Origin of the sequence: Vallicoccus soli (assembly GCF_003594885.1) — a bacterium.
GTDB classification, from domain to species: domain Bacteria; phylum Actinomycetota; class Actinomycetes; order Motilibacterales; family Motilibacteraceae; genus Vallicoccus; species Vallicoccus soli.
On the sequence record NZ_QZEZ01000005.1, the window covers coordinates 88,457 to 104,432 of the forward strand.

At 77.1% G+C, this 15,976-nt stretch carries 12 protein-coding genes and 1 pseudogene; 6 read left to right on the forward strand and 7 right to left on the reverse strand.

All coding sequences use genetic code 11. The annotated features are described in order from the left end of the window. Positions 1-51 precede the first annotated feature (51 nt). Positions 52-747: pseudogene (locus D5H78_RS19780) on the forward strand (cytochrome c oxidase assembly protein); the annotation flags it as partial. A 20-nt stretch (positions 748-767) separates the two neighbouring features. Here the strand turns inward: D5H78_RS19780 and D5H78_RS20475 are convergent. Further along, the gene (locus tag D5H78_RS20475) at positions 768-1,181 is read right to left on the reverse strand and encodes a CoA-binding protein (protein WP_119950684.1); all 414 of its coding nucleotides are present in this window, start codon (positions 1,179-1,181) and stop codon (positions 768-770) included. Positions 1,182-1,209: 28 nt separating this feature from the next. Then, positions 1,210-2,523 (reverse strand): UDP-glucose dehydrogenase family protein, encoded by a 1,314-nt coding sequence (locus D5H78_RS11745; RefSeq protein ID WP_218566529.1) that lies wholly within the window; start codon positions 2,521-2,523, stop codon positions 1,210-1,212. Positions 2,524-2,606: 83 nt separating this feature from the next. Between D5H78_RS11745 and D5H78_RS11750 the strand changes: the two genes are divergently transcribed. Continuing rightward, the gene (locus D5H78_RS11750) at positions 2,607-3,773 is read left to right on the forward strand and encodes an acyl-CoA dehydrogenase family protein (protein ID WP_119950686.1); all 1,167 of its coding nucleotides are present in this window, start codon (positions 2,607-2,609) and stop codon (positions 3,771-3,773) included. 62 nt (positions 3,774-3,835) lie between these two features. Further along, on the forward strand, positions 3,836-5,974 hold the full coding sequence (locus D5H78_RS11755; protein ID WP_119950687.1) for an EAL domain-containing protein: 2,139 nt from the start codon (positions 3,836-3,838) through the stop codon (positions 5,972-5,974). A 13-nt stretch (positions 5,975-5,987) separates the two neighbouring features. Here the strand turns inward: D5H78_RS11755 and D5H78_RS11760 are convergent, their stop codons facing one another. Then, complete coding sequence (locus tag D5H78_RS11760) at positions 5,988-6,647, reverse strand: Rid family hydrolase (RefSeq protein WP_218566530.1); 660 nt, start codon at positions 6,645-6,647, stop codon at positions 5,988-5,990. Then, complete coding sequence (locus D5H78_RS11765; RefSeq protein WP_119950688.1) at positions 6,644-8,233, reverse strand: flavin monoamine oxidase family protein; 1,590 nt, start codon at positions 8,231-8,233, stop codon at positions 6,644-6,646. Before D5H78_RS11765 ends, D5H78_RS11760 begins: the two co-directional genes overlap by 4 nt. A gap of 168 nt (positions 8,234-8,401) precedes the next feature. Between D5H78_RS11765 and D5H78_RS11770 the strand changes: the two genes are divergently transcribed. Together D5H78_RS11770 and D5H78_RS11775 are read left to right on the forward strand one after the other, a co-directional pair. Continuing rightward, a complete protein-coding gene (locus D5H78_RS11770) occupies positions 8,402-10,378 on the forward strand; it encodes a hypothetical protein (protein ID WP_119950689.1) in 1,977 nt (658 codons plus the stop codon). Further along, positions 10,375-10,911, forward strand: coding sequence for a hypothetical protein (locus tag D5H78_RS11775; protein ID WP_119950690.1), 537 nt, complete (start codon positions 10,375-10,377; stop codon positions 10,909-10,911). Before D5H78_RS11770 ends, D5H78_RS11775 begins: the two co-directional genes overlap by 4 nt. A gap of 99 nt (positions 10,912-11,010) precedes the next feature. Here D5H78_RS11775 and D5H78_RS11780 read toward each other — a convergent pair whose 3' ends face one another. Both D5H78_RS11780 and D5H78_RS11785 read right to left on the reverse strand, forming a co-directional pair. Further along, positions 11,011-11,706, reverse strand: a complete 696-nt coding sequence (locus D5H78_RS11780) for a hypothetical protein (protein ID WP_119950691.1) — start codon at positions 11,704-11,706, stop codon at positions 11,011-11,013. 193 nt (positions 11,707-11,899) lie between these two features. Then, positions 11,900-12,673, reverse strand: coding sequence for a putative protein N(5)-glutamine methyltransferase (locus D5H78_RS11785; protein WP_119950692.1), 774 nt, complete (start codon positions 12,671-12,673; stop codon positions 11,900-11,902). Positions 12,674-12,793: 120 nt separating this feature from the next. On the opposite strand from D5H78_RS11785, the gene D5H78_RS11790 reads away from it, so the two are divergent. After that, positions 12,794-15,076, forward strand: coding sequence for a diguanylate cyclase domain-containing protein (locus tag D5H78_RS11790; RefSeq protein ID WP_119950693.1), 2,283 nt, complete (start codon positions 12,794-12,796; stop codon positions 15,074-15,076). Here the strand turns inward: D5H78_RS11790 and rfbA are convergent. Continuing rightward, positions 15,043-15,912 (reverse strand): glucose-1-phosphate thymidylyltransferase RfbA, encoded by an 870-nt coding sequence (rfbA, locus tag D5H78_RS11795; protein WP_119950694.1) that lies wholly within the window; start codon positions 15,910-15,912, stop codon positions 15,043-15,045. The genes D5H78_RS11790 and rfbA overlap by 34 nt on opposite strands. Positions 15,913-15,976: the final 64 nt, after the last annotated feature.

Genomic DNA, 15,976 nt, shown 5'->3' on the forward strand with positions numbered 1-15,976 from the left:
GGGCACGCGGCCCACCTCGCGGGCGCGGCCGCCTGGCTGCCCGCGGTCGCCGTGGTCGCCGTCCCCCTGGCCGCGTACGCCGTCCTCGTCGCGCGCCGCCGCCGGCGGCTCGGGCGGGGCTGGAGCCGGTGGCGCACCGCGAGCCTGGTGGCCGGCCTGCTCCTCGTCGCGGCCGCGGTCGCGCCGCCCCTGGCGCGGGCCGCGCACGAGGACCTGCGCGGGCACATGGTGCAGCACCTGCTCCTCGGCATGTACGCACCGCTCGGGCTCGTCCTCGCCGCCCCCGTCACGCTGCTGCTCGGGGCGTCCCCGCCGCGGACGGGCCGGCGGGTCACCGCGGTCCTGCGCCGCCGCCCGGTGCACGTGCTGGCCCACCCGGTGACCGCCGCGGTGCTCGACATCGGCGCGCTGCACGTGCTCTACCTGACCCCGCTGCACGCGCTGGCCCAGCGCTCACCGCTGGTGCACGGCCTCGTGGCGGTCCACCTGCTCGTCGCCGGCTGCCTCTTCACCTGGGCGGTCGCCGGGCCGGACCCCGCGCCGCGCCGCCCCGGCCTCGCCGTGCGGCTGGGCGTGCTCGTGCTGGCCGGGGCCGCGCACGCGCACCTGGCCAAGCTGCTCCACGCCCGCGCGGGCGACCTCGCCGCGGGGTGGGGGACGAGCGTCGCGGACGTCGAGGCGGCCGCGCAGTGGATGTACTACGGCGGGGACGGCGCCGAGGTGCTGCTCGCGGTGGCGCTGTGCGCCGCGTGGTACCGCCGGGGCGCTCAGCCGGCGAGGCGGGGCCACTCCATGGCCGGGCAGGTGTCCATGACGACGTCGAGCCCGGCGGCGCGCGCCCGCTCGGCGGCGGCCTCGTCGACGACGCCGAGCTGGAGCCAGACGCCGCGCGCCCCGAGGGCCACCGCCTCGTCGACGACGGCGCCGGCGAGCTCGGAGCGCACGAACACGTCGACCACGTCGACGGGGAACGGCACGTCCGCGAGCGAGGCGTAGCCCTGCTCGCCGTGCACCTCCTCCGCCCGCGGGTGCACCGGCACGACCCGCTTGCCGTGCTCCTGGAGCAGCCGCGCGATGCGGTGCGCGACCCGGGCCGGGTTGGCGGACAGGCCCACCACGGCCCAGGTCTGCGTCTCCTCCAGGAGGCGCCGGACCGTGGCGGGCTCCGCCCAGCGGCTCATGCTGCCGCCGCCCTCATCGCGGCCGCCCTCAGGGCCGGCCGAGGCTGCGGTAGGTCCAGCCCGCGTCGCGCCAGCGGGCCGGGTCGAGCGCGTTGCGGGCGTCGATGATGCGCCGCTGCGCCACGACGCCCTCGAGGGCGGAGGGGTCCATCTGCGTGAACTCCGCCCACTCCGTGAGCAGCAGGACGACGTCGGCCCCGGTGGCGGCCTCCACGGCGGACTCCGCGTAGCCGAGGGTCGGGAAGACCGCCCGGGCGGTGCCGTTCGCCTTGGGGTCGTACACGGTGACCGCCGCGCCCTGCAGCTGCAGCTGCCCGGCCACGTTGAGGGCCGGGGAGTCGCGCACGTCGTCGCTGTTGGGCTTGAACGCCGCGCCGAGCACGCCGATGCGGGTGCCGAGCACCGAGCCGCCGAGGACCTCGCGGGCGAGGTCGACGACCCGCCCGCGCCGGCGCATGTTGATCGCGTCGACCTCGCGCAGGAAGGTCACCGCCTGGTCCACGCCGAGCTCGCCGGCGCGGGCCATGAAGGCGCGGATGTCCTTGGGCAGGCAGCCGCCGCCGAAGCCGAGGCCGGCGTTGAGGAAGCGCCGCCCGATCCGGGCGTCGTGCCCGATGGCGTCGGCCAGCATCGTCACGTCGGCGCCGGTGGCCTCGCAGATCTCGGCCATGGCGTTGATGAAGGAGATCTTGGTGGCGAGGAACGAGTTCGCCGCGACCTTCACGAGCTCCGCGGTCGGGAAGTCGGTGACGAGGAACGGCGTGCCCGCCGCGATGGCGGTGGCGTAGACCTCGCGCAGCACCTTCTCCGCGCGCTCGGACGCCACGCCCACGACGAGCCGGTCCGGGCGCAGGGTGTCCTCGACGGCGAAGCCCTCGCGCAGGAACTCCGGGTTCCACGCCAGCTCCACCTGGTCGGAGGGGGCGAGCTCGGCGAGCCGGGCCGCCAGGCGCTGCGCGGTGCCCACCGGGACGGTGGACTTGCCCACGACGAGCGCCTCGCGGTCCAGGTGCGGGGCGAGGGACTCGATGACCGAGTCGACGAAGCGCAGGTCGGCCGCGTGCTCGCCCTTGCGCTGCGGGGTGCCGACGCACACGAAGTGCACGTCGCCGAACGCCGCGGCCTCCTCGGCCGAGGTCGTGAAGCGCAGCGCGCCCGAGGCGACGTGCTTCTGCAGGAGCGGCTCGAGGTCGGGCTCGTAGAACGGCACCCGGCCCTCGCGCAGCGAGGCGACCTTGGCCTCGTCCACGTCGACGCCGAGCACCTCGAAGCCGAGCTCGGCCATGCAGGCGGCGTGGGTGGCCCCGAGGTAGCCGGTGCCGAAGACGGTCATGCGGGTCATGGGCGCAGAGGTTAGCCGTTCCCGGCCGCACGCCGGGTGGCGTCCGCTCGCCCGGTGCGTTACCGGGGAGTAACGTCCGCCGCATGGGCGACGAGGGCCACGCTGCGTTCGACGTGTACCGGCTCCCGGACGAGCACGCCATGCTCCGCGAGGCCGTCCGCGCGCTCGCCGACAAGGAGGTGGCGCCGCACGCCGCCGACGTCGACGCGCAGGGCCGGTTCCCGCAGGAGGCGTACGACGCCCTGCGCGCCGCCGGCTTCCACGCGCCGCACGTGCCGGAGGCGTACGGCGGGGAGGGCGCGGACGCGCTCGCGACCTGCCTCGTCATCGAGGAGGTCGCCCGTGCCTGCGCGTCGAGCTCGCTGGTCCCGGCGGTCAACAAGCTGGGCACGATGCCGCTGCTGCTCGCCGGCAGCGAGGAGCTCAGGGCGCGCTACCTGCCGCCGGTGGCGCGCGGGGAGGCGATGTTCTCGTACGCCCTGTCCGAGCGCGAGGCGGGCAGCGACACCGCCTCGATGCGCACCCGCGCGCGCCGCGACGGGGACGGCTGGGTGCTCGACGGGCAGAAGTCGTGGATCACCGGGGCGGGGGAGTCGGCGTACTACACGGTGATGGCGGTCACCGACCCCGGCGCCGGCACCCGGGGCATCAGCGCGTTCGTCGTCGAGGCGGGCGACCCGGGCGTGTCCTTCGGCCCGAAGGAGCGCAAGCTCGGCATCAAGGGCTCGCCGACCCGCGAGGTGCTGCTCGACGGCTGCCGCATCCCGGGCGACCGGCTCGTCGGGCGCGAGGGCGAGGGGCTGAAGCTGGCCCTGCGCACGCTCGACCACACCCGCATCACCATCGGCGCCCAGGCGGTCGGCATCGCGCAGGGCGCGCTCGACGTCGCGACCCGCTACGTCAAGGAGCGGCGCCAGTTCGGCCGGCCGGTCGCGGACTTCCAGGGCGTGCAGTTCATGCTCGCGGACATGGCGATGCACCTCGAGGCCTCCCGCCAGATGGTGTACGGGGCCGCGGCCCGCTCCGAGCGCGACGACCCGGACCTGCCGTTCTTCGGCGCGGCCGCGAAGTGCCTCGCCTCGGACACCGCGATGCGCGTCACCACCGACGCGGTGCAGCTGCTCGGCGGCGCGGGCTACACGCAGGACTTCCCCGTCGAGCGGATGATGCGCGACGCGAAGATCACCCAGATCTACGAGGGCACGAACCAGGTGCAGCGCCTCGTCATGGCCCGCAGCCTGCTGCGCTGAGGGAGACGCACCTCACCCGTCCGCACGATCATGGTCGCGGCGGGTCCTGCCGATGGACGGGCATGGCCCTGCCCCTGCGCGTCGTGCTCCTGTCCCCGCCGCTCGCCGGCGTGGTCGGCTACCTCTGGACCGTCCCGGGGTCCCTCGCGCAGGCCCTGCTCTACCTCGTCGTCGTCGCCTGGGCGATGGCGGTGGCGGCGGTGGGGGTGCTGCGCAACCGCCCCGCCCGCTCGCGGATCTGGTGGGCGCTGCTGGCCGGCATGGGCCTGTGGTTCCTCGGCGACTCGGCCTGGACCTACCTCGTCTTCGTGGGGGGGCGCGAGCCGTTCCCGTCCCTGGCGGACGCCGTCTTCCTCCCCGGGTACGTCGCGCTCGCGCTCGGCATGTACTGGCTGGTGCGCGGCCGCCGGCCGGGCCGCGACCGCGCTGCGCTGCTCGACGCGTCGGTCGTCGCGACCGGCGTCGGCGTCCTCGCGGGCGTCTTCGTCCTGCTGCCGCTCGCCGTCGACGACGAGCTGGCGCTGCTCGGCAAGCTCGTCGCGTCGGCGTACCCGCTGGGGGACCTGCTGGTGCTCGCGATGCTCGTGCGGCTGGCGAGCACGCCGGGCGCGTCGACCCCCGCCTTCCGGCTGCTCGCGGGGTCGTTCACCGCGAGCCTCGTCGCGGACGCGGCGTACAACGTCGTGGTCTACGTCAACGGCGGCTCGACGACCCCGCCGTGGGTCGACGCCTCCTGGCTGCTCGGGTACGTCCTCTTCGCCGCGGCCGCCGCCGACCCGTCCATGCGCACCCTCTCCGAGCCCGCCCCCGAGCGGGAGGAGGTCCTCACCCGCCGGCGCCTGCTCGCGCTCGCCCTCGCCTGCGCGCTCGCCCCCGTCACCGCCCTGGTGCAGGCGGGCCTGGGCCAGGCCCCGGAGGTCGTCATCACGTCGGTCGGCTCGCTGGTGCTCTCGGCGCTGGTCCTGACCCGGATGGCCGGGCTGCTGGAGCGGGTGCGCGCGCAGGCGGTGCAGCTGGCCGCCCTCGCCGCGGTCGACGGGCTCACCGGCGTCGCGAACCGGCGCACGCTCGACCTGGAGATCTCCCGCGCGTGCGCCCGGGCCCGCGCCGCGGGGCAGCCGCTGGCGGTCGCGCTGCTCGACCTCGACCGGTTCAAGGCGTACAACGACCGCCACGGGCACCGCGCCGGCGACCGGCTGCTCAAGGAGGCCGCCGCCGCCTGGCAGGAGGTGCTCGGCCCGGACGACCTGCTCGCCCGCTACGGCGGCGAGGAGTTCGCCGTCCTGCTGCCCGGCCGCGACGGCGAGGCGGCCCGCCGGGTCCTCGACCGCGCGCGGGCGCTGACCCCCGACGGGCAGTCCTTCTCGGCCGGCGTCGTGGTCTGGGACGGGGCCGAGGAGCCCGGCGACGCCCTCGGGCGCGCCGACGAGGCGCTCTACGCCGCCAAGCGCGGCGGCCGCGACCAGGTGCGCGTCTGGGGGGCCCAGCCGGGCGCCCGCACCGTCGCCACCGCCGTCGTCGTGCAGCCGCTGGTGGACCTGCGCACCGGGGCGGTCGTGGCGCACGAGGCGCTGGCGCGCTTCCCCGGCGAGCCCGACGTGGCCGCCGTCTTCGCCCGTGCCCAGGAGCAGGGCACCGGCCCGGTGCTGGAGGCCTCGGCGCTCGCCGCCGCCCTGGCGCTGCCCGGGCGCCCCGCCGGGACCCTGCTGCACGTCAACGTCAGCGTGCACGCCCTCGCCGAGCCGGTCGTGCTGCAGGCGCTGCCGGCCGAGCTCGCCGGCGTGGTCGTGGAGCTCACCGAGGCCGGGCGGCTCGGCGACCACGCCGCCCTCGGCCCCGTGCTCGCCGACCTGCGCCGGCGCGGGGCGCTCGTCGCCCTCGACGACGTGGGGTCGGGCGCCGCGGACCTGCGGCGCCTCGTCGACCTGCGCCCCGACGTGGTCAAGGTCGACCGCGCCCTCGTCGCGGGCGTGCACGCCGACGCGGCGCGCCGCGCGCTGCTCGGCGCGCTCGTCACGTGCGCGCACGAGCTGGGGATGGTCGTCTGCGCCGAGGGCGTCGAGGAGGACGCGGACCTGCGGGCGCTCGCCGCGCTCGGGGTCGACCAGGCCCAGGGCTGGCTGCTCGGGCGGCCCGGGCCGCGGTGGGCGGGACGCGCCGCGGCCGGCGCGCCCGCCGCGGTGGCGGGCGCGCCGGCCTGAGGCGCCGTACGGCTCAGTAGTGCGCGTCGACCTCGACCTCGACGAGCCAGCCGGCCACCGGCAGGGTCGCGATCTCGAGGGCGAAGCGCGACGGGCGCGCGGCGTTGGCGACGAGCGGCGGCGCGGCCGGGCGGGTGCCCATGACGACCGGGACCGTCTGGCCCGTGCCGAGGTCGACGTTGGCGAAGTACTGCCGGTAGGCCCGGTTCCAGCCGTCGAAGTCGGCCGTCGCCTTGCCCGGCGGGTTCGCGAGGAAGACCCGCATCGTGTGCACGTCGGAGTAGGTCAGCCCCGCCGCGGCGAGGTTCTCCCCGATGCGGGCGAGGACGTTGAGCCCCTGCGCCTCGGTGATGGTGACCCCGCCGTGCAGCTTGCCGCCGGGGAACATCGCCGGGTCGACGTACGCCTTCGGCGTGCCGGGGGTCGCGGCGGTGTTGAGGGCCGCGGGGCCGAGCCCGCTGGTCTTGTAGAGCTCGACGTCGCGGCCGATCGCCACGCCGTTGGCGATGAGCGGGTTCGTCGCGCCGGCGGTGAGGTACGGGCGCACCTCGCCCGGGCGGGGCGGCTCGGTGGCGGACTCCGCGCCGACCTGGAAGGCGACCCCGCCGACGAGGCCGAGGGTGGCCAGGCCGACGAGGGCGGTGCGGGCGGTGCGGCGGCTCGGGCGGATCACGCGGGGGCTCCCATCACGCGGGTGTGCAGGTGGGTGACGACGTCGCGGGCGGACAGGATGGCCCCTGCCTGCCAGGCGATGTAGTGGCTGAGGTGGTCGCCGGCGAAGTAGACGTTGCCGGAGGGGCGCAGCAGGCGCCGGTACTCGCGGCCGGTCTGGTCGGGCCAGCCGACCCAGCCGCCCTCGGAGTACCTGATCTTCGACCAGGCGACGGAGAAGGTCGACTCGATGTCCTTGCCGTACACGGGGCCGTGGACCTTGCGCCCCTGGGCAAGGGCTTTCTGGAGCCGGCCGCGGTGCGGCAGAGCGGCGTACGCGTCGGCGTTCGCGCCGAAGTTGTAGTAGCCGACGACGGTGCCGCGTCGGCCGTTGTAGCCGTACGACGGGTACCAGATCGTCGACACGTCGAGGTCGGTGTTCGTGATGCCGCCGTAGAGGTCCTCGTCCTCCTCCCACCAGCGGCGGCCGTACTGCAGGCCGATCTTGCCGGTGCTGGCGGGCACCGCGTAAGCCAGGGACTCCTGCACGCCGGGGGGGAGGTTGGTGCGGAAGCGGGCCGCGATGTGCGGGGGCACCGCGCAGACGCAGAAGTCGGCGGTGACCGTGCGGGTCGTGGCCCCGTCGACGTACGTCACCTCGACGCCGTCCTGCGTGTTCATGACCGACTGCACCTCGGCGCCGTACCGGATGGTGCTCCTCGCCTCGACCGCCGCCTCGAAGGCGTAGGCGATGCGGTCCATGCCGCCCACCGGCTGGAACATGAGCATCGCCTGGTCCCAGCCCATCTCGAACGAGAAGTAGCGGCCGGCGCCGCGGGCGAGGACGTCGGCGACGCTCGGCGGGGCGGCGTACTCGCCGTCCTGCAGGCCGGCCCCGGGGTCGGTGGTGTAGCCGCGGCGCCCGGAGCCGGTGTACGCGTAGCCGCTCGCGGCGTCGCCGATCGCGCCGAAGGAGCGCAGGAAGGCGATGAGCCGCTCCTGGTCCTCCCCGGTGAGCTCGGCGTCCAGCGCGCCCTTGTCGGTGGCCTTGGCGAGCAGCTCCGAGACGTAGCCGTAGGTGTCGGCCTTCGCCTCGCGCCAGCGGACCTTGGTGCCGCTCACCGAGTCGTAGATCCAGGCCTGCGCGTTGCTGTTCGTGAACACCTCGAGCGGCACGCCGAGCTCGCGGCAGTAGTCCATCGTCACGTGGTGCTGGGGCAGCCGGGCCGGGCCGGCGTTCATGTACTGGCCCTCGGCGAACGTCGAGCGCTGCGTGCGCCCGTCGAGCTCGGTCTCCTTCGTGCCGCCGCGCACCGTCCAGTTGCGCCCGCCCGGGCGGTGGCGGGCCTCGAGGACCGTGATGTCGTAGCCGGCCTTGCCGAGCTCGTACGCCGTGGTCAGACCGGCGATGCCCGCGCCGAGGACGACGACCTTCTTGCGGCTGCGCCCGGTGAGGGTGAAGTCCGAGGCCTTCGGCGGGGTGAACGCGGGGGTGGCCGCCGCCGCCCCGGCGGGCGCGAAGCCGAGCGCGCCCATCGTCCCGTACATGACCCCTGCCCCGCCGGCGACGCCGACCCGCTGCAGGAACTGGCGCCTGGTGACCGCCATGTCGCTCCACTCCGTCGCTCCGTGCCGCCCTCCTGGGCGGCCCCCGCACGCTCTCGACGGTGTGTTGCCGGTTCGTCACGCTCGAGTTAGGTCTCGGCAACGGGGTGACGGGGCGGCGCGCCGGAGGGCAGGGGGACCGGTCGGGGGGCCGTCCCTAGACTCGCGGGCATGAGCGACGGCCCCGCGTACGACGTCGTCCGCGTCCCCGGCGCCGCGCCGGCCGCCGCCGAGCGCGCCGCCGAGGAGCTCGCGGTGCTGGGTGCGGCCGGGCTGCGGGTGGCGCTCGTCGCCCCCGCGCCGCTGCCGCCGGCCCTGCGCCGGGCCGTCGAGGCGGGGCTCGCCGACGTGCCCGCGCCGCCGGTCGCGGCCCGGGTCGCGCTCGTCGACGGGGTGCCGGCCGACGGGGCGCTGCCCGCGGGCGTGGCGGCCGAGCGGGTCGTCGACGCGGCTGCCCTGCCGGTCGTGGTGCACGCACCGTCCTGGGCCGTGGGGCGCCCGGCCACCGGTGACGCGCGGGCGCCGGTCACCGGCCTCCTGCTGCCGCCGGGCGGCGCGCTGGGCACCGCGCGCGCCCTCCGCGCCTCCGGCGTCGTCGCGGCGCTCGCCGGGCTGCCCGTCGTCCTGCTGGTGCCGCCCGGCTCGACCGCGCCGCTGCGGGCGCCGGCGGCCTGGCCGGTGCGCGCGCTCGACGCGGCCACCGGCGCCGCGGCGCTCACCGGCGTCGACGTCGTCGTTGAGCTCGGCGGCAGGGCTGGGGAGCCGGGCCGGGAGCCGGGACCCGGGCTCGCCCGGGCCCGGGCGCTGGCCTCGGGGGCGCCGCTGCTGCGCCTCGCCGGGCCCGGCGACCCGCTGCGCGTCGTCCACGAGGGCGACGGCGAGCCGGTGCCGGTCGCCCGGCTGCGCGAGCGGCTGCTCGCGCTCGACCTGCCCGCGGCCTCGGCGCGCGCACGGTCCGCCGCGACGTCCCGGCACGGCGCCGCCCGCTGGCTCGAGGCCGGGGGGCTCGGTGCCGCCGCCGGGCGGCTGCCCGGTGCGGTCGCGGCCCGCCCGCGGGTGCTCTTCACCAGCTCCAACGGCGCGGGGATGGGCCACCTGACGCGCCTGCTCGCCATGGCCCGGCGCGCGTCGGACGACGTCGAGCCGCTCGTGGCGTCGCTCTCGCAGGCGGTCGCGGTGGCGGTGCCCGACGCCGTGCCGTGGCAGTACGTCCCCTCCTCCGGCGACCTCGGCATCGGCACCCGGCGCTGGAACCGCCTCTTCGCCCGTCGCTGGGCGCAGGTGCTGCGCGAGGTCCGCCCCGCGGCGGTCGTCTACGACGGCACGTACCCCTACCTGCCCCTGCTCGCCAGCCGCGACGACGTGCCGGGCGTGCGCTACGTGTGGTCGCGCCGCGGCATGTGGCGCCCCGGCCTCGGCGCCGCGCAGCTCGCGCGCAGCCACGTCTTCGACCTCGTCGTGGAGCCCGGCGAGGTCGCGGCCGAGGTCGACCGCGGCGCCACCGTCGGCAGGGGCGACGCCGTACGGGTCCGCCCGGTCACCCTGCTCGACGAGGCCGACCTGCTCGATCGGGAGAGCGCTTGCCGCGAGCTGGGGCTCGACCCCGCGCGCCCCGCCGCGCTGGTCACCCTCGGCGCCGGCAACCTCTCCGACCCCCGTACGGTCCTCGGCGCCGTCGTCCAGGCCGCCCTGCAGGTGCGCGACCTGCAGGTGTGCGTGACCCGGCCCGTCATCAGCGCGGGCAGCCGCGACCTCGGCAGCGAGGTGCGCAGCGTGTCGGCGTACCCGCTGAGCCGCACGACCCGCGCCTTCGACTGGTCCGTCGGCTCCGGGGGCTACAACTCCTTCCACGAGTCGGTCGCCTTCGCCCTGCCGACCGCCTTCCTCGGCGCCGAGCGGCAGATGGACGACCAGACGGCCCGGGCCCGCTGGGCCGCGGACGCCGGGTGCGGCCTGCACCTCGAGCGGGCCACCGTCGCCGACGTGGAGGCGCTGCTGCCGGTGCTCACCGACCCGGCCACCCGGGACGGGATCGCGCGGCGGTGCCGGGAGGTCTGGCCCGGCAACGGGGCCCAGGACGCCGTACGGGCCGTCGAGGCGCTCGTCGCCGGCGCCGCACCCGCCGAGCTCCTCGGGGCCGGCGCGTGAGCGGCGCGGTGCGCGCCGCGGCGGACCGGCTGCTCGCCCCCGGCACCCGCAGCCGCGCGGTCGCGGGCGCGCTCATCGACAAGGTGGTCGCGCCCCTCGCCGGCGACCCTGCGCCCGGCCTGCGCGGCGCCTCCGACGACGGGGAGCGGGTCGTCCTCGTGCTCGTGCGCGGCGCGACGGCCGACCGGGTGGCCGAGGTCGTGGAGCGGGTGCAGGAGGCTCGGCGCGTGCTCGGTGGCTTCGTCCCGGTGCTGCTCGTCGACGGGCGCGCGTTCGTCCCGGTGCGCCGCGCCGGGCTCGTGGCCGAGCAGGTGCCGGCGGGCGGCCCGGCCCTCGCCGACGCGCTCGCCGAGCGGCGGCGGACCTACGGCACCGACCTCGTCGTCGTGGTGGGGGAGGGCGCCCCCGCCCCCGACGTCGCCCTGCTCGACGGCCTGCTGCGCCCGGTGCCCCGCGGCCCCCGCGCGCCCGCCCCCGTGCGGCGCCTCGCCCGGCGCCTCGAGCGCGCCTTCGACCGACCCGGCCCCGGCTGACCCCTCCCCGGCCGTGATCATGCGCCTCCCCGGCGCCGATCATGCGCCTCCCCGGCGCCGATCATGCGCCTCCCCGGCGCCGATCATGCGCGGCCGGCGCTAGGACCCGCCGATGGTGCCGCCGACCACCAGGGCCAGCAGGAACGCCCAGCCGCCGTGCATCCGCCAGGCGCCGGGGCGGGGCGCCGGCAGGGCGCCCGGGCCGCCGAGCAGGAGGAAGGCGAGCAGGCCGGGCGGGGTCCAGAAGAGCCAGAACCACCCCCAGCGCGTCGCGCGCCAGGGCGTCGGGCCGAGCAGCAGGACCATGAACGCGGCCAGCACGAGGGCGAGCCCAGAGCCCGCCGCACAGCCCGTCTGGCGCCAGCCGAGGATCTCCGTGGTCGAGGCCACGGAGGCCGGGGCCCGGTCCACGACGAGCCCCGGGTACGCCGCCAGCAGGTCCAGGCCCGCCTCGCGCTCGGCGACGGGCAGGCCGTCCGCCTCGGGCCGCTCGTCGCCCTGGACCTGCCAGACCTCGGCGCGGCGCTGGACCAGCCCGTCCCGCCAGAGCACCTCCTGCAGGGCGTAGCCCTGCCCACCCGGAGCCAGGCCGTCCGTGACGACGACCCGGTCCACCTCGCCCGCGCGCAGGGCGTCGTGCAGGTCCGCGTAGCTGCCGCGACGGTCACCCGTCAGCACCGCGACGGCGAGCATCGCGAGGACGGCGACGAGGAGCCCCCGGCGGGCGCACGTCCACCCGCGGCCCCAGGTGTCCGGGTCGCGGACCGGCGGCGGCTCCACCTGCAGCGTGCTCACTGCTGCAGCGTAGGGGCGTCGGCGCGCTGCGCGACGGGCTTCGCGCATGGTCGCGGCCGGGGTCCTGCATGATCGCAGCCGGGGAGCTGCATGATCGCGGCGGGGGAGCTGCATGATCGCGGCCGGGGAGCTGCATGATCGCGGCCGGGGAGCTGCATGGTCGCGGGCGGGGTCCTGCATGGTCGCGGGCGGGTCAGGGGGCGGTGGCCTCGAGGCAGGTGGCGTCGAGGTCCTCGTCGCGCAGCACCCGGGCGGCCAGGCCCGCGGCACGGGCGAGGGCGAGGTCGGCGTCGGCCTGCGAGGCGCCCGTCTCGAGCAGCAGCCGGGCGCCGGGGGCGAGCCAGGCGGGGGCCCCGGCGAGGAGCCGGCGGTGCACGTCGAGGCCGTCGCCGCCCCCGTCGAGGGCGACGCGCGGCTCGTGGAGGCGGGCCTCGGCGGGCATGAGGCGGACCTCGTCCGTCGGGACGTACGGGGCGTCGGCCAGCAGCAGGTCGACCCGCCCCCGCAGCCGCCCGGGCAGGGCCCGCCAGAGGTCGCCCTCGTGCACCGCGGCGCCGACCGGCTCGAGGTTGCGCCGGGCCCACGCGAGCGCACCCGGGTCGACGTCCGCGGCGTGGACCTCGAGGTGCGGCGCGGCCAGCGCCACCGCGAGGGCGAGCGCGCCGGCGCCGCAGCACAGCTCCACGACGACCGCGCCGGGGGCGAGGTCCCGGACGAGGTGCAGCGCGCGAGCGCCCAGCAGCTCGGTCCGCGGCCGGGGGACGAACACGCCCGGCCCGACGGCGACCCGCAGCCCGAGGAAGCGGGCCCAGCCGACCACGTGCTCCAGCGGCTCGCCGGTCTCGCGGCGGGCCGCCAGCCGCTCCAGCTCCGCCGCCCCGCCCGCCGCCCCGCGCAGCAGCGCCGCCTCCTCCTCGGCGAACACGCAGCCCGCGGCCCGCAGGCGGTCGACGAGGGGGTCGCTCACGGCCCGGGACGCTACCCGGCGCGACCGCTCAGGCCGGGGGCGCGGCTGCCGACAGGGAGGGCGGGCCGCCACCTCCAGACCACGGGGACCGGGCGGCGGGAGAGCCGACGGGTGGGTCTGATGCTGCACGGGGACGCGTCGCAGGACGCGCTGCTGGACGACGTGCTGGGGCGGGCGCGGGTGCGCACGGTCTTCCAGCCGATCGTCGACCTCGCCACGGGCGAGGTCGTGGCGTACGAGGCGCTGGCGCGCGGCCCCGAGGGCCCGCTGGCCCGGCCGGACCTGCTCTTCGCGGCCGCGCGCCGGGCGGGTCGCCTGGCCGAGCTCGACGAGCTCTGCCGGCGCACGGCGCTCACGACGGCGCTCGGCGCCGGGGTGACCGCGCCGCTCTCGCTGTTCGTCAACGTCGAGCCCGAGGTGCTCGACGCGGCGCCGCTCGACGAGCTGCTGGCCATCGCGGACACCGCTCCCGGGCGCCTGCAGGTGGTCCTGGAGATCACCGAGCGGGCGCTGGCGACCCGTCCCGCCGAGCTGCTCGCCACCGTCGAGCGGCTGCGCGAGAGCGGCTGGAAGGTCGCGCTCGACGACGTCGGCGCCGACGACCTGTCGCTGGCCTTCATGCCCCTGCTGCGCCCCGAGGTCGTCAAGCTCGACCTGCGCCTGGTGCAGCAGCGCCCCGGCCCCGCCGTCGCGCAGATCATGAACGCGGTCAACGCGTACGCGGAGGCCGGCGGCGCGCTCGTGCTCGCCGAGGGCATCGAGGACGAGGGGCACCTCGCCGTCGCCCGCGCCCTCGGGGCCTCGCTGGGGCAGGGCTGGATGTTCGGCCGCCCGAGCGCGAGCACCGTGCCGGGCCTGCCGGTCGGGCGCCTGGCGCTGCCCGCGGTGCCGCCCGCCCGCGGCGCGGACGTGTCGCCGTTCGCGTGCCTGCCCGAGGGCACGGTCCTGCGCCGCTCGGCCAAGCCGCTGCTCATCGAGGTGAGCAAGCACCTCGAGCGCGAGGCGGTGCGCCAGGGCTCGACCGCCGTCGTCGTCGCCACCTTCCAGGAGGCGCGGCACTTCACGGCGCCGACCGCGCACCGGTACCGCGAGCTCGTCGAGCGGACGGCGTTCGTCGGGGCGCTCGGCGAGGACCTGCCGCTGGAGCCGGTCGCGGGCGTGCGGGGCGCCGCCCTGCACCCCACCGACGCCGTGCGGGGCGAGTGGGACGTCGTCGTGCTCGCACCCCACTTCGCCGCGGCCCTGCTGGCGCGGGACCTCGGCGACGACGTGCCCGACATGGAGCGGACGTTCGAGTTCGCGCTGACGTACGACCGCGACACGGTCGTCGCCGCGGCGCAGTCCCTCATGTCGCGGGTCGTCGCGCAGGTCCCGGGCACCGGGCAGCAGGGGGTGCCGGGCACGGCCGCGGCCACCGGGCCTGCCGCGGCCGCGGCGGCCGCCCCGGCCGCGGAGGACCGCGAGCGCACCCTGCGCCGGGCCCTGGCCGCCACCGTCAACGGCGTCACCATCGCCGACGTGACCCGCCCCGACCACCCGCTCGTGTACGTCAACGCCGCCTTCGAGCGGCTCAGCGGGCTGCGCGCGGAGGAGGTGCTCGGGCGCAACTGCCGGTTCCTGCAGGGCGAGGGCACCGACGCCGCCGCGGTGGCGCGCATCCGCGACGCCGTCGCCGAGGGCCGCGAGTGCCGGGAGACGGTGCTCAACCACCGCGGGCCGGGCCGCGCGCCGTGGTGGAACGAGATCCACCTCGCGCCGGTCTTCGACGACGACGGGCGCCTCGTGCAGTACATCGGGGTGCAGAACGACGTCACCGCCCGCGTGGAGGCCGAGGCCGCGCTGCGCGAGGAGCGCGAGCGCGCCCGGGCGTACGCCGCCCAGGTCGAGGAGCTGGCGTACACCGACCCGCTGACCGGGCTGCTCAACCGCCGCCGCGCGCAGGACCTGCTCGGCCCGGCGCTCGCGCAGGCCGACGCGACCGGGACGGGCGTGGCCGTGCTCTACCTCGACCTCGACGGCTTCAAGGGCGTCAACGACGCGCTCGGGCACCAGGCCGGCGACGAGCTGCTGCGCGAGGTCGCGACCCGGCTGCGCGGGCGCCTGCGCCGCCGCGACGTCGTCGCCCGGCTCGGCGGCGACGAGTTCCTCGTCGTGCTCGGCGGGCTCGACCGCGACGGCGCGCTGGCCGAGGGGCAGCGGGTGGCGCGGGAGCTGCAGGCCGCCCTCGCCGAGCCGGTGCTCACCTCGCGCGGGCCGGTCGTCGTGCCGGTGAGCGTCGGGGTGAGCGCCTCCCCGCACGAGGGCCGCGACTTCGACGCGCTGCTGCACGCGGCGGACGCGCGGATGTACGCCGCCAAGCCGCGGGCCGCTCAGCGCCGGTCGGTGAGCAGCCCGAGCAGGTAGTCGCCGTAGCCGCTCTTGCGCAGCGGCTCGGCGAGCCGCTGGAGCTGGGCGTCGTCGATGAAGCCCTCGCGCCAGGCGATTTCCTCGATGCACCCGATCTTGTAGCCCTGCCGGGCCTCGATGACCCGGACGAACTCGGCGGCCTGCATCATCGACTCGAAGGTGCCGGTGTCGAGCCAGGCGGTGCCGCGCTCGAGCACGGTGACGGTGAGCTCGCCGCGGCGCAGGTACTCGTCGTTGACGGCGGTGATCTCGAGCTCGCCGCGGGGGCTGGGGCGCACGCCGCGGGCCACGTCGACGACGTCGGGGCCGTAGAAGTAGAGGCCCGGGACGGCGTACGAGCTCTTGGGGCGCTGCGGCTTCTCCTCGATGGAGATGACGCGCCCGTCCTCGCCGAACTCGACGACGCCGTACGCCGTCGGGTCGGCCACGTGGTACGCGAACACGTGCCCGCCGACCGTGCCGGCGTTGGCCTTGAGCGAGGTGCCCAGGCCGGTGCCGTGGAAGATGTTGTCGCCGAGGACGAGCGCGACCGGCTCGTCGCCGACGAAGTCCGCGCCGATGAGGAACGCCTGCGCCAGCCCCTCCGGCGCCGGCTGCACGGCGTACGAGATCTCCATCCCCAGGTCGGAGCCGTCGCCGAGCAGGCGGCGGAACTGCTCCTGGTCCTGCGGGGTCGTGATGACGAGGACCTCGCGGACGCCGGCCATCATGAGCGTGGAGAGCGGGTAGTAGATCATCGGCTTGTCGTAGACGGGCATGAGCTGCTTGCTCACGGCGCGCGTGATGGGGTGCAGGCGCGTGCCGGACCCGCCGGCCAGGATGATCCCTCGCATGGGCGGGAGGCTACCGGGCGCCCGCCGGGCGCCCGCCGGGCGTTGACCCGGCCGGCCCGGTCCA

Excerpts from the sequence above, each read along its gene's own strand:
- D5H78_RS20475 (WP_119950684.1), bottom strand. The coding sequence starts at position 1,181 with ATGAGCCGCTGGGCGGAGCCCGCCACGGTCCGGCGCCTCCTGGAGGAG.
- D5H78_RS11745 (WP_218566529.1), bottom strand. The coding sequence starts at position 2,523 with ATGACCCGCATGACCGTCTTCGGCACCGGCTACCTCGGGGCCACCCAC.
- D5H78_RS11750 (WP_119950686.1), top strand. The coding sequence starts at position 2,607 with ATGGGCGACGAGGGCCACGCTGCGTTCGACGTGTACCGGCTCCCGGAC.
- D5H78_RS11755 (WP_119950687.1), top strand. The coding sequence starts at position 3,836 with ATGGCCCTGCCCCTGCGCGTCGTGCTCCTGTCCCCGCCGCTCGCCGGC.
- D5H78_RS11765 (WP_119950688.1), bottom strand. The coding sequence starts at position 8,233 with ATGGCGGTCACCAGGCGCCAGTTCCTGCAGCGGGTCGGCGTCGCCGGC.
- D5H78_RS11770 (WP_119950689.1), top strand. The coding sequence starts at position 8,402 with ATGAGCGACGGCCCCGCGTACGACGTCGTCCGCGTCCCCGGCGCCGCG.
- D5H78_RS11790 (WP_119950693.1), top strand. The coding sequence starts at position 12,794 with ATGCTGCACGGGGACGCGTCGCAGGACGCGCTGCTGGACGACGTGCTG.
- rfbA (WP_119950694.1), bottom strand. The coding sequence starts at position 15,912 with ATGCGAGGGATCATCCTGGCCGGCGGGTCCGGCACGCGCCTGCACCCC.